This window comes from Aquifex sp., assembly GCF_056494385.1.
In genome coordinates this window covers 1-11,739 of sequence record NZ_JBSLZM010000067.1, presented here as the reverse complement: position 1 = coordinate 11,739, position 11,739 = coordinate 1, and the positions used below count along the sequence as shown (strand labels likewise).

The following is an 11,739-nucleotide window of genomic DNA, read 5'->3' as shown; positions in this document are numbered from 1 at the left end:
ATAAGGAATGTAGACTTTGCTAAAGAAATGACAGAGTTTACCAAGTATCAAATAAGGATGCAATCCGGTATAGCTATGCTTGCACAGGCAAATACCTTACCCCAGCTCGTTCTCCAGCTTCTCAGGTGATGTTTCTTTTCTCTTTTTATTTTTCTTTTGAATGAGGTTTTTAGTCATGAGGATTGATAGGGGGGATGGTTTTGACCGGAACTTTTTAAAGGAAGTTCAGCAAAATATACTTCAGGAAAATGCTAAAAACCTTGAAAAGTTCAGAGAAGAAATTAGGAAAGAAACCCAAAGAACTCAGAAAATAAGCAACGAAGAGATTCAGAAAATCATAGAGGAAATTAAGAAAAAGCTTGATTACTTGAATAAATACCTAAAGATAGAAATAGACAAAGAGCTTGAGATGCCCGTTGTAAAGATTATAGAAAGGGATACAAACAAGGTTATAAGACAGATTCCCCCCGAGTATTTACTTGAGTTGATGAAGAAGATAGATGAGATGCTCGGTGTTTTACTAAACGAGAGGGTATAAGTATGGCAGGAGAGATTTACTTTTCGGGATTTAGTGGAGCTTACGATTGGGGAGCTATACTGGATCAATTGATAGCCGTAAAAAGTATTCCTATTCAGAAATTACAACAACAAAAACAAATCATAAACCGAAAACTACAACTTCTCGGAGAATTTTCACAAAAAATAGAGAACTTAAAAAACTTAATAGAAAACTTTAATCTAAGTGAAGCCCTTCGTGTAAAATCTGCGAAAGTTTCCAATACTGATGTAATTTCCGTATCTGTCACTTCTGAAGCACCGAATATTAGTTTCAGTGTAAATGTTATAGGTACTGCAAATACCGAAATACTCGTTTACGATACTGGATTTAACTCTCTGACCGAAACTATAGGCTCTAATGGAACTTTTACTTTGAGGTATTATACTGACCTGACCAACTATGTAGATTTTACCATAGATTACACGTCTACGGATACATTGCAGGATATTGTAGATAAAATAAACAATGCTCAAGATTATGTAAGGGCCTCCATTTACTTTGATGGAAGTAAGTATAAGTTAATGCTGTCGGAAACCTCTGCGGAGAACTCCACGGTAGAAACTGCAAGTGATTTATCGGTAAAAGCTATCCATCTTATCGGCACATTACCTCCTCAATTTGGAAATAATGTTTTAGTTCAGCAGGCTCAAAACGCAAGACTTCAGATAGGAAGCGGAAATGTAATAGAAAGTGCTGGAAATACCTTTGAAAATGTGATTCAAGGGGTTAGCATAACGGTAAAGCAAACGGGAAGTGCAGATGTAAACATTAGTGAAGATTACGGTAAAATCAGAAATTTTTTGAGCGACTTTGTAAAGGCTTATAACGATTTGGTTACAAGTGTTAAAAATCTAACTCTGGGAGAAAATGCCCCCTTTAAAGGAGAAAACACCCTTATGAATTTAAAGTATCAACTTGCAAATGCTTTGAACCCTTTAATAGAACTGGGTTTAATTGAATACAAAGAAGACGGAACGATTGCTTTGAGCGGAAATCTCCGGCAAGTTATTCAAGATAATATGGATGAGTTTCAACTCAAGATGAACGAGTTTCTTAACACTTCCAAGAACTTTATAAACGTCAATTACGAATCCTTTAAAGATTTCAAAGATTTCTTAGAAAACCAAGCAGATAGGATAGACGAAAGGGTAAGAGTATTGGCAGAAAGGCTTACAAAGGAAGAGTTTATCCTGAAGAGACAGTTTTCTCAACTTGAGAGTTTTATGAATTACGCTAACGATATAAGGGCAAGACTTCAGCAGTTTATCGTTTCACTATCGGAAATAACAGGAGGTAAAAAGTAATGAGAAAGGTAGCGGAGGCTTATTTTCAGAATATGGTTGAGACCGCTTCTCCCATTGAACAGGTTATCCTCCTATACGATAAGGCTATAGAGTGCCTTGAAAAGGCTATAGAGCTTTACGATAGCCAAAAAGATTTTGAAAAGAAGAAGGAGTTCATAGAAAACATAGACAGGGTTTACGATATCGTTAGTGCCCTTAAGTCCTTTCTTGACCACGAGAAAGGTGGAGATATAGCCAAGAACCTTGATACGATATATGCGATAATACTCAGCACCCTCGTGAGAACGGATAGAAGCAAGGAAGAGCTCGTAAAGATTTTAGAAATCTTAAAAGATTTAAAAGAAGCTTGGGAAGAGGTTAAGAAAAAGTCATAAATTAATCCAGTTGTAGGCGTAGTAAAAGTTCTCGTTCAGCGCTCCTGACATCTTTATTCCCTGCTCTATAACCTTCCCGTTGAATTTTTCCTTCACTTCTTTAAGAAAGTTCCTTAGAATTTCATCTCCTATTTTTGAGGAGTAAACGGTCGTTGCAATTTTTTCATCGTCAAGCAAGACAACCGAACCGATAAGGTAGTTATGACAGAAAAATAAAAACTTGTTGTTTTCCTCTTTTTTCTCAAGTTTTGAACAGTAATTTTTCAGGTAGCCTTCGGTAAACTTAGCAACCTCTTTAAGTTTTTCCATCCTCGCATACCCCTTCCGCTTTTACCTTACCTTTCTCGGTTTCGTAGACCTTTCCGATTTCAAGCTTAGCCCTGAGTATGTATCCTAAAGCAATATCACCATCAGGGGAAAGGGAGGTTATTAAACCTATCGGTTTATTTCCTTCCAGTATTTTTTCTTCCTCTTTTATCGGAGAAACCACGGAAAACTTAGTCAAAACCCTCGGAGTTCTACCTCTGAAGTAAACCCTTGCTATCGCTTCCTGACCTACATAACAACCCTTATTAAGACTAATTGCGTAAGGTAACACTCCCGCCTCAAGCGGGGAAAATCCTTCTCTCAGCTCCTTGTGTATCCTCGGAACACAGTTCTTTATACGCTCACGCTCAAGTTCCTTTTCGTCAACCTTCATTTCCTTCGGAAGTTTTTCCTTAATTCCTTCAAGCTTTCCGAATATATCAAAACCCTTCTCCTTTACCCTTACAGGATTTTTAGCTATATAAACTTCCTCTCCTAAGCTCTTTACCTCGTAATCCTCTATCTCCAGACCGAAGGCCTCCTTTACGAAGTTTTCAGAATCTTCTCCCCAAAGGAATATATGCCCGTATTCGGAAAGGTTCTCAAAGTAAACTTTAAGGGAGAGTTTTAACCTGTTGAACTCCTTTATAACAAACTCAGGGTCTTCTTCTGTGTCAAGTATGTAGTAATCGTTTATTTTGTAAACGAAGAAGTCCGCTATCGGGTTTCCGTTTTGTTTTAACCAGAGATTGTAATTAAAGGTATAAGGTCTGAGGGATTTAATGTCGTTCGTCAGAAGACCATGAAGAAAGTGTGTATGTTCTTCAGGTGCTGTTAAACCCTTCATTAACGTTTTTACAGGCTTTCCGTAAACCTTTATCTTGGACCTTTTTAGCTCACACCACTTCATAGCCAATACATAATATTACCTTCTTTACTTTCGGGTTCTATGCCCCTGAGCAGTAATCCCGTTATTCTGTCCGAATAATGGGTTGTGGCAGGCAATTTCACCGGTTGGAAGGAAGAGTAATTAAGAAGTGTGAGGCTAAGAACATAAGATGCATGTTTTTCAATACTTAAGTCTCCGTAAACCTTTCTTACTTTTACGGGTTTATGGGTCCCTTGGAAAATGTTGTTATAGGTTGCAAGAACAAGGGTGTTATCGTCAAGCTTAAGGTAGTATCCCTTTAACTTTCTTTCTAGTTCTGTTTCGGGAAAGAAGCGTGGATTTCCGCTCTTTATTATCTCAACAAGTTCAACGTTATAACGGTAAATCTTTGAAAAGTTAAGGAAGTTTTTTATCTCTCCGCCGGGGAATTTTCCATCCCTATGTATTACTACCCTTGAACCTTCTTGAATGCCAAGCTCTCTTAGTTTGAGAAATAGCTCCTCTATTACCTTTCCGCTCACCTCTTCACCGAAGGAAGGAAATGAAGAGAGCTTATACATTATAAAGCTTCCATCCGATAGGAATATCTTTGTAAAAGCGGCCGTGTTCACCGTTGAACTCTTCCTTTTCGTCCTGCTTATATCAAGTCCCACGAATATGTCAACGTCCCCGAGCTTTTCACCGAGTTTATAAGGTATGTTTCCCGTTTTTCCAAGTATTTGTTCACCAACGTTAAGGACTACATACCTGATATCGGCCTTAAGAAGTGTTCTGTTCATTATAAACTGAGAAGGTATGTTTCTTGAAAGAAGCCTTGACTTTATGTAATCGTAAAGTAAAAAGTTGTCGTAAGGGTCAACCTTTTCATACTCTTCAAGGAACACGATAACGAGGTTTGGATTTCCTATTTCGTTAATTTTCTTTGAAAGGATATCCTTTACTTCACTCCTCTTTTTTCCGGAAATTCTTATCACCTTTTCTTTCTTTAACGTTATTCCCTTTCCTTTCAGAAATACGTTTAATTTATTGAGAAATTCATACCTTTTGTTTCTGAGTTTTCCGTTTACTTCTTTGTCTACAAAGATAAAACTTATCTTGAGTTCGGGTTTTCTTATAAAAGGTCTTAGATACTCTATAAATTTTTTCATATTTGAGTATATTTTCTCGCTCCTTCCTGCTCCGTCAACGAGGGTGTTAACGTATGCGATTTTCTTGTTTGTTGAAAGCTCAGATAAGTGTATTTCCCATCCGAACTCTTTTAGAAGCCTTCTCATAAGTCCTACAGCAAACCTTATTCGTTTTAATCTCTCGGAAGGTTTTAGTTTGATAACTGAAAGGAGTTTGGAAAGCTGTTTTTCTTCAAAGTCTTCAAAGTCTATAACAACCCTAAGAGCAGTTGCAGGATAGGTGTAGCCCCTTTCCGTATGGACTACAAAAACATCTTTCTTTCCTTCAAGAACCTCTTCCCAAGCCTTCTTAACGTAAGGGTTTGTTGTTATCTTTACAATCTCCCTTATGAACTCTTCCGACAACTCCCTTGCAGTTTGAACCTTTGCAATACGGAAAGTTGTATCCGAACGTATCGGTTTTACCTCAAGCTCTTCAAGGTTTAGGTCTTCGTATTGTTCAAGAAGTGTTTGTAGTGTTTCCCTTGAAAGTATTCTGAACCTTATATCGGTTTGGAGGTATAACGCTCCGTTAATTTCGTGAATCCTGGTAAACACTTCGGGGATTAGGTGCGCCTTCCCGAGCTTCCAGTTAACTATTACGTTGTCCCCATAGTGTTTAAAGAAGTATTTAAGCCATACCTCGTTCCATCTTTTTAGTCTGAGGCCATCCTTAAAGAGTTCTTGAGCTTCTTTAGGGGAACTGAAGGTATTTATGTAAACTTCTCCTTTGTTCTCAAAGGTGTAAACTAATCCATCCCCGAGTTTAACCGAAGGGTTTTCTTCTGTTTTTCCGAGGATGTAAAACTCCCCGTTCCTTCCGAAGACAGGTTTCTTAATTTCCGCAAATAACCTGTATCTCACTACGTTTATCTGTTCTTCCGGAATACTCACATGGGGTCTTAAAAGAGTAAAAGCCCGCTTGAAGCTGAAAGATATCGGGTAAAGATTTGTCTTTACAAACATCTCCTCATAAAGTCAAGTATTATCTTCTTGTGGTCAAAAACAAGCCTATCAAGAGGGATGTCCTCAAGCTTAAACACCTTTACTTCTTTTGCGTCACTACCCGCTTTTGGCTCACCCGTTGCGTCCCCTACCCAGACCACGGAAACAACGTGAGCACGCGGATCTCTCTTTGGATCTGAGTAAACACCGAGGAGTCCTCTTAGTTCAACATCAAGCCCCGTTTCTTCTTTCATCTCCCTGATAGCGGCATCTTCAACACTTTCTCCCACTTCAACAAAACCCCCCGGTATGGCAAGCCCTACAGGGGGATACTTCCTTTCTATGAGAACAATGCCTTTGAACCTATTTTCTTCCCATAGCCTTATTATCACGTCCGTTGCGAGGTAAGGGGTTTTTGGTTCAAAGCTCATTTTATCAACTCCTCTATATACTCTTTCAAGCTTTCGTTTAGCTGGTGGTCATCTTCTACTTTTATAAACTTCTTTACCTTTACGTTCCTGACAAACTCTTCCGATAAGTTAACGGGAACTATATCGTCCTTAGTTCCATGCATTATAAATATCTCAACAGGAGGTTCTTCGGGAAATTCTACCTTCCCGTTCTTTATTATCTCGTATCCCTTCTCAATAATGTCTTTTGCCCACTCTTTTATAAAAGTTACCTCTCTTCCATCTTCTTCTATCGTTAGTTCTTCTTTCCCTTCAAGCCAGTTTTTTAGTTTTTCGTCTCCGAACTCCTTTATCATGAGTCCGAGGGTGTTGTAAGAAGGTGCGAGAAGTATGAGCCTCTTCAGGTTAAGAATAGGTCTGTGCTTCACATAGTTCAGGGCAACGTAAGCCCCGTGAGAGCTTCCGCAGAGGTAAATCTCTTCATACTTCTGGGAGAAGCCCTTTACGAGTATTTCAAGGGTATTCAGTGTGTTGGTTGTTGTGTGTTTTTCGTAATCCATATCCATTGCAAAGAATGAGTAAAGACCTTTTTGGGAAAAGTATTCCCTGAGAAAGGCTATCTTACTTCCTGAAACGTTTGTGGCAAGTCCATGAAGGTGTAACCATAATTTTTTTTCGTTATTTTCGTCGTAAAAATACATTATTTCACCTCAGGTAGTTTTTAAATCTCTGGTAGTTCATCATCTTGTTAAAGAGCTCCTCCCTTCTCTTCTCAACTTCGGATATGAGAAAGTCAAGGATTTTTAGGGACTCCTGTGCCTCTTCCTTTGTCATACCTTCGGGGCTCATCCTGGAAAGCTCTTCTATCTCTTTTAACATTTCTTCATATTTGTTTTCACTCAGAAGCTTTTGACACTTTAACAGTTTTTCCTTGTAGGGGTTCACTAAAACTCCTCCAACTCCTCTTCGGTGAAGCTGACGCCGGGTATAGCTTCCTTTATTTTCTCAAAGGTTGTGTAAAAATCGTCCTCTATCTTTCTTACTCTTTTCCCATAAATGCTTTGGAAGGCTTTCGTTATTATGGCTTCCTTCTGGAGTGCATTAGTGAGTCCGAGTTCCTGATACTTTTCCTCCATGACTTCCCTTACTTCTCTGAGGAGGTTTGCCCTGTTTTCCCTTTCTCTTTCCGCCTCCTCCAAGGGGAGCGTTAGAAACTCGTCAACTTTTTTAAGGACTTTCTCAAAGGCGTATGCGGGAAATCTCTTCTCACCGAACCTGTCCGTTATGAAGCCTACGGTTATGAAATAGGGTTCTTCTACCTTCGTTTCAAGCTCAATTTCCTCCATATCGGGAGATTCTTTGAGGTATTTCTGGAATATCTCATACGCTTGGTGAGCTTTATCCTTCAGGTTAGGAGCCTTCTCAACGTTTAAGGCTATTATGTAATCCTTCGCCTCGGGCGGTAATACTATTGCGGGAACTTCTCTTATGCCGAGAAGTTCTGCAGCTTTGAGCCTATGCTGTCCGTTTATCACCTCGTAAAAACCCTCTTCCGTTTCAACAACGAGTATAGGATCTACAAAACCAACCTTCTCAATGCTCGCCATAAGTCTCTTTATAAGCGTCTCTGATAAATCCCTCTGGATTGATGGAATTCTTATATCACTCACGGGAAGAAGCGTTATCTTAAGTTCATAACCTTTAAGGGGTTCTTTTAACGTATACATTTCCATCCCTCCAATAAATATATTTTGTATATTTTGAAGGAAAACTTAAGAAGACTCCACTCCCCCGAGGGTTAACTTCCTTATTCTTATAGTGGGTTGTGCGTCCGTTACGGGAACTCCTTGTCCGTCTTTTCCGCAAGTTCCTATAGCCCAACCGAGGTCGTATCCTACTGCGTCTACATCTTGTAGGGCTTTTGGACCGTTTCCTATGAGTGTAGCTCCCCTTATCGGATAGGTTATCTCTCCATTCTCTATCATATAGCCTTCCATAACCTCAAACATAAAGTCCCCCGTAACGGTATTTACCTCGCCTCCTCCCATCTTCACGACGAGGACACCTTTTTTTGTATCCTTTATTATGTCTTCGGGATTATCTTTTCCTTTGTCTATGAAGGTATTTGTCATTCTCACAATTGGAACGTGTGCGTAACTTTGTCTTCTTCCGTTTCCCGTGCTCTCAACCCCATCCTTCATAGCTCTTAATCTGTCATACATATAACCGACGAGGATACCGTCTTTTATGAGAACCTTTCTCTTGGCAGGAACGCCTTCGTCATCAACTGTAAAAGAACCATTGTGATGAGGTAAGGTAGCATCATCAACAACGGTAACAAGCTCCGAAGCCACTTTTTCCCCGAGCTTTCCCGAGTAAACGGAAAGTCCTTGTTGGACCAGGTCCGCCTCAAGTCCATGCCCCACAGCCTCGTGTATCATCGTTCCCCCGGCCTGGGAGGACATTACAACAGTGAAGGTGCCCGCAGGTGCCGGCTTTGCGGTAAGCATAAGAAGTGCCCTTTTTGCAGCCTTTTCAGCTATCTCTTCGGGAGGTGTTTCGTTGAATATCTCAAAGCCTTTTCTTCCCCCCAGGCTTTCGTATCCCCTCTGGAGTATATTCCCATCACTGGCAACAACTTCAACGAAGAAAACAACCCTCTTTTGAACGTCTTCCGCGGTTTCCCCTAAAGTGTTTATAACCATTATCTCCCTTGTTTTATCCATTAAAACCGCAAGAACCTGTTTTATCTTATCCCCGAAGCTTCTCGCTTTTTCGTCTGCCCTTTTGAGTATCTCTGCCCTGAACTTGAGGTCAGTTGTATCCGGGTCTACTAATACTTCGGTCCAGCCGCTTATGTGTCTCTTTCCAATGGCTACCGGACCGTGTCCCTCCCCTCTTGCAAGTATCTTTGCAAGCTCCTTTAGGTTTTCAAAAGTGGGCTCCGTCGTGTATCCGTAATATGTTTTTCCGTTTTTTATAAGTCTAAGACCCACACCTTCATCATACCCATAGGTTATCTTATCTATTTTTCTATCCTCTAAAGACAGTCTCGTAGTCCTTGACTTCTCGTAAAATATTTCTCCGTATTCTCCACCTTGGGACATAAGAGTTGAAAGTATATACCCGCTCTTTTCTTTTAAAAGCTCTTTAACCGGATTCATAAGGCTCAATTTTTCTTCAGAACCGAATTTTTGTCAAGAGCTATAAATTTGGGGTTTACCACTACGTCAGCACGGTTAATTAGGAACTCCCAAGTATCCCTTTTAGCCCATATTTCTCACGTAACTTTCAACTCCACACGGTTAATTAGGAACCCCGCACTCCTTTAAAAAGATTATAAAGCTCTATGAATAACTTATGAAACTCCCGAACTTAAGAAAGTCCACATAATTTTCGGAAATTCGGAGTGCGGGAAAGTGTTCAAAATTTAGCTTTATCCTCTCCTTATTAATCAACACGGAAATGAAAGTATCATCAAAACATCAAAGCATCAAAATATCCTGATGCACATTCCTTATTCCATTGCCAAGAAGCCAACGGGGCTTTTTAGCCCTATTTAAGGATATATTATAAAGCTTTATGAAAAAAGTGAGGTTTTCTTCTTATGAAGAGTATAAGGAATACTTCCTAAAGCTTATAGAGCTTGAGAGAGAAGCAAATAGGGAGCTGCATATAAACGAAATAAAAAGGCTTAACGGAAAAGAAAGGGAAAAGAGGGGTAGGGCTATACTGAACGCCAGAGCGAAGTTCATAGGAAGGGGAATAGGAGGTGTTTACCTGGTTAGATATTCAAGGTTCGAAGGACTACCTAAAACGGAAATATCCGTGGGGGACATAGTTCTCGTAAGCAAAGGAAAGCCTACGGGAAAAGAGGTTCAGGGAACGGTTGTTGAGAAAACGAAGTATTACCTTATTGTCGCCTTTACCGAAAAACCGCCCCCTTACGCACTCGGGAAGAGTGTAAGGATAGACCTATTTTCAAATGAGATAACTTTCAACAGGATGGAGGAAGCTCTTGAAAGGTTCAGAAAGCACCCGCTCAGGGATTTAATCCTGGGAAAGGAATATCATTAATCATAAGATGAAGGTTAAGATAAAGCGTTTTAAAGATGGAAATTTCGTTTGGAGTGAGTATGAGGTTGAGGGAGAAGGTAAAACCGTTCTTGAGATACTCCAGACGATAAAAGAGAATATAGACCCTACACTTTCCTACAGGGCTATGTGCAGGGCGGGAATATGCGGAACTTGTGCGGTTAAGGTAAACGGGGAACACAAGCTTGCCTGTAACACAAGGGCTTACGACGATATAACGATAGAACCCGTTGATATGGCCACCCCTATTAAGGACCTGGTTGTTGACCACGGATTTATTTATGAGAAGATTAAGAAGGGTAAAGTCTGGTTTGAACCCCTTCCTACGAATATCCTCTTAAAGCCCGACGAACTTAAAAATACGGATAAAAGCTGGGACTGTATACTCTGTGGAATATGTAATTACGTATGTCCTGCAATTCAGGAAGATAAAAACTTTGGACTTCCATCAACTTTTACAAAGGCTTACGGTGTTGTATTTGATAAGCGGAACGCAAATAAAGAGAAGTTAAAAGACCTCGTTCCCTTGAACATACAGAGCTGCACCCATTGTAAAAACTGCACCTTCTCCTGTCCTAAGGATTGCACTCCCGAGTTCTTAATAACTGTTTTGGAAAATAATATGGTAAGGTATGGTTTAATAAGTAAGAAGGAACAGGACTTCGGATTTCTAGGATTTTAAAATGGCCGATGAGAAAAAGGCACTTTCAAAGGCTCACAAAGCTACTCTTCTCCTCCTCTCCCTACCCGAAGAGGTTAGTATGAACATAATAAAAGAGCTATCCGAGGAAGAACTCCAGAGACTCTTTGAACTTGCCAAAGAGGTTGAAACGGTATCCGAGGAAGAGCTTGAAGAGATAGCAGAAGAACTCCTTCAAGAGGTGAAGAAGGCAGGAAAGAAGATAAAAGAACCCGAGGAGTTTATAGAATCACTAAAGAATGTTCTCCCTCCTTCGTTAACGGAAAGGTTCAAGGGGATTCTTGAACTGGGAGATGTTGAAAAGATTTTAAAGGAAATAGAGAAAGTTGATAGCAGAATACTTGCCGGGCTCATAAGAAACGAACATCCCCAGACAATAGCTCTTTTTCTTTCCCAATTGAGTCCTAAAAAGTCCGCTGAAATTATTCAAAATCTTCCCGAGGAATTGAGAAAAGAAGTGGTAAAGAGGATAGCTACACTTGAGAATATAAACCTTCAGTATGTAAAGGAACTCGCTCAGATAATCCTTGAAGAACTTCACTCGCTAGGTGTTAAGGAGTCTATGAAACTTGAAGGTGTTGGCATAGCAGCGGAACTTTTAAACACCCTTGATAAGGAAACACGAGAGTCTATACTCCAGACGATAGGCCAGGAGGACCCTATACTTGAAGAAAAAATAAGAGAAAGAATGTTTACCTTTGAGGATATAAGAAAGCTATCCGATAGAGATATCATAGAAATTCTTAAAGTAGTAGATAAGAACACGTTAATGATAGCACTTAAAGAGGCTCCCGAAGATATAAAACAGAAATTCCTATCGAATATGTCAAAGAGGGCTGCAAAGCTATTCCTTGAGGATATGGAAGCCCTCGGACCTGTTAAGAAATCCGAAGTTGAAAAAGCTCAAAAACAAATCGTAAACATTATCAGAAAGATGATAGATGAAGGAAAGATAGAGATAGGGGAATAGCTTTATTTAAACTTTTGTAAA

General features: G+C 39.8%; 15 protein-coding genes. 7 read left to right on the top strand and 8 right to left on the bottom strand.

Going from position 1 to position 11,739, the window contains the following annotated elements; all coding sequences use genetic code 11:
• Genes ACWB1W_RS05320 through fliS form a run of 4 tightly spaced genes read left to right on the top strand, consistent with a single transcriptional unit; the run spans nt 1 to nt 2,237 of the window.
• Nucleotides 1–129 (top strand): flagellin, encoded by a 129-nt coding sequence (locus tag ACWB1W_RS05320; protein ID WP_479370349.1) that lies wholly within the window; start codon nt 1–3, stop codon nt 127–129.
• 46 nt (nt 130–175) lie between these two features.
• Nucleotides 176–538: a flagellar protein FlaG gene (locus tag ACWB1W_RS05315; protein ID WP_479370347.1), complete on the top strand. Its 363-nt coding sequence runs from the start codon at nt 176–178 to the stop codon at nt 536–538.
• 2 nt (nt 539–540) lie between these two features.
• Nucleotides 541–1,863, top strand: coding sequence for a flagellar filament capping protein FliD (fliD, locus tag ACWB1W_RS05310; RefSeq protein WP_479370346.1), 1,323 nt, complete (start codon nt 541–543; stop codon nt 1,861–1,863).
• Nucleotides 1,863–2,237 (top strand): flagellar export chaperone FliS, encoded by a 375-nt coding sequence (fliS, locus tag ACWB1W_RS05305; protein ID WP_479370345.1) that lies wholly within the window; start codon nt 1,863–1,865, stop codon nt 2,235–2,237. Before fliD ends, fliS begins: the two co-directional genes overlap by 1 nt.
• On the opposite strand, the gene ACWB1W_RS05300 is transcribed toward fliS, so the two are convergent.
• The 8 genes from ACWB1W_RS05300 to ACWB1W_RS05265 are packed head-to-tail and all read right to left on the bottom strand — an operon-like array spanning nt 2,232 to nt 9,117.
• Entirely contained in the window at nt 2,232–2,546 is a 315-nt protein-coding gene (locus ACWB1W_RS05300; protein ID WP_479370344.1) for a hypothetical protein, read from the bottom strand. The two genes, fliS and ACWB1W_RS05300, sit on opposite strands and share 6 nt — an antisense overlap.
• Nucleotides 2,533–3,453: a CAF17-like 4Fe-4S cluster assembly/insertion protein YgfZ gene (ygfZ, locus tag ACWB1W_RS05295; protein WP_479370348.1), complete on the bottom strand. Its 921-nt coding sequence runs from the start codon at nt 3,451–3,453 to the stop codon at nt 2,533–2,535. The genes ACWB1W_RS05300 and ygfZ overlap by 14 nt, the downstream gene beginning before the upstream one ends.
• Nucleotides 3,450–5,564: a Piwi domain-containing protein gene (locus tag ACWB1W_RS05290; RefSeq protein ID WP_479370343.1), complete on the bottom strand. Its 2,115-nt coding sequence runs from the start codon at nt 5,562–5,564 to the stop codon at nt 3,450–3,452. Before ACWB1W_RS05290 ends, ygfZ begins: the two co-directional genes overlap by 4 nt.
• Complete coding sequence (locus ACWB1W_RS05285; protein ID WP_479370342.1) at nt 5,555–5,974, bottom strand: NUDIX domain-containing protein; 420 nt, start codon at nt 5,972–5,974, stop codon at nt 5,555–5,557. Before ACWB1W_RS05285 ends, ACWB1W_RS05290 begins: the two co-directional genes overlap by 10 nt.
• Nucleotides 5,971–6,654 carry a YqiA/YcfP family alpha/beta fold hydrolase gene (locus tag ACWB1W_RS05280; RefSeq protein ID WP_479370341.1) on the bottom strand — a complete coding sequence of 228 codons (684 nt, stop codon included), beginning with the start codon at nt 6,652–6,654 and terminating at the stop codon, nt 5,971–5,973. Before ACWB1W_RS05280 ends, ACWB1W_RS05285 begins: the two co-directional genes overlap by 4 nt.
• A 4-nt stretch (nt 6,655–6,658) precedes the next feature.
• Nucleotides 6,659–6,898 (bottom strand): hypothetical protein, encoded by a 240-nt coding sequence (locus ACWB1W_RS05275; protein ID WP_479370340.1) that lies wholly within the window; start codon nt 6,896–6,898, stop codon nt 6,659–6,661.
• Entirely contained in the window at nt 6,898–7,680 is a 783-nt protein-coding gene (locus tag ACWB1W_RS05270; protein ID WP_479370339.1) for a ParB/RepB/Spo0J family partition protein, read from the bottom strand. Before ACWB1W_RS05270 ends, ACWB1W_RS05275 begins: the two co-directional genes overlap by 1 nt.
• Before the next feature lie 45 nt (nt 7,681–7,725).
• Complete coding sequence (locus tag ACWB1W_RS05265; protein WP_479370338.1) at nt 7,726–9,117, bottom strand: TldD/PmbA family protein; 1,392 nt, start codon at nt 9,115–9,117, stop codon at nt 7,726–7,728.
• Nucleotides 9,118–9,535: 418 nt separating this feature from the next.
• Here ACWB1W_RS05265 and ACWB1W_RS05260 point away from each other — a divergent pair, with 418 nt between their 5' ends.
• The 3 genes from ACWB1W_RS05260 to fliG are packed head-to-tail and all read left to right on the top strand — an operon-like array spanning nt 9,536 to nt 11,718.
• Nucleotides 9,536–10,030, top strand: coding sequence for a hypothetical protein (locus ACWB1W_RS05260; RefSeq protein WP_479370337.1), 495 nt, complete (start codon nt 9,536–9,538; stop codon nt 10,028–10,030).
• 7 nt (nt 10,031–10,037) lie between these two features.
• Entirely contained in the window at nt 10,038–10,730 is a 693-nt protein-coding gene (locus ACWB1W_RS05255; protein WP_479370336.1) for a succinate dehydrogenase/fumarate reductase iron-sulfur subunit, read from the top strand.
• Between the two features lies 1 nt (nt 10,731).
• Complete coding sequence (gene fliG, locus ACWB1W_RS05250) at nt 10,732–11,718, top strand: flagellar motor switch protein FliG (RefSeq protein WP_479370335.1); 987 nt, start codon at nt 10,732–10,734, stop codon at nt 11,716–11,718.
• Nucleotides 11,719–11,739: the final 21 nt, after the last annotated feature.

Excerpts from the sequence above, each read along its gene's own strand:
- ACWB1W_RS05315 (WP_479370347.1), top strand. The coding sequence starts at position 176 with ATGAGGATTGATAGGGGGGATGGTTTTGACCGGAACTTTTTAAAGGAA.
- fliD (WP_479370346.1), top strand. The coding sequence starts at position 541 with ATGGCAGGAGAGATTTACTTTTCGGGATTTAGTGGAGCTTACGATTGG.
- fliS (WP_479370345.1), top strand. The coding sequence starts at position 1,863 with ATGAGAAAGGTAGCGGAGGCTTATTTTCAGAATATGGTTGAGACCGCT.
- ACWB1W_RS05300 (WP_479370344.1), bottom strand. The coding sequence starts at position 2,546 with ATGGAAAAACTTAAAGAGGTTGCTAAGTTTACCGAAGGCTACCTGAAA.
- ygfZ (WP_479370348.1), bottom strand. The coding sequence starts at position 3,453 with ATGAAGTGGTGTGAGCTAAAAAGGTCCAAGATAAAGGTTTACGGAAAG.
- ACWB1W_RS05290 (WP_479370343.1), bottom strand. The coding sequence starts at position 5,564 with ATGTTTGTAAAGACAAATCTTTACCCGATATCTTTCAGCTTCAAGCGG.
- ACWB1W_RS05285 (WP_479370342.1), bottom strand. The coding sequence starts at position 5,974 with ATGAGCTTTGAACCAAAAACCCCTTACCTCGCAACGGACGTGATAATA.
- ACWB1W_RS05280 (WP_479370341.1), bottom strand. The coding sequence starts at position 6,654 with ATGTATTTTTACGACGAAAATAACGAAAAAAAATTATGGTTACACCTT.
- ACWB1W_RS05270 (WP_479370339.1), bottom strand. The coding sequence starts at position 7,680 with ATGTATACGTTAAAAGAACCCCTTAAAGGTTATGAACTTAAGATAACG.
- ACWB1W_RS05265 (WP_479370338.1), bottom strand. The coding sequence starts at position 9,117 with ATGAATCCGGTTAAAGAGCTTTTAAAAGAAAAGAGCGGGTATATACTT.
- ACWB1W_RS05260 (WP_479370337.1), top strand. The coding sequence starts at position 9,536 with ATGAAAAAAGTGAGGTTTTCTTCTTATGAAGAGTATAAGGAATACTTC.
- ACWB1W_RS05255 (WP_479370336.1), top strand. The coding sequence starts at position 10,038 with ATGAAGGTTAAGATAAAGCGTTTTAAAGATGGAAATTTCGTTTGGAGT.
- fliG (WP_479370335.1), top strand. The coding sequence starts at position 10,732 with ATGGCCGATGAGAAAAAGGCACTTTCAAAGGCTCACAAAGCTACTCTT.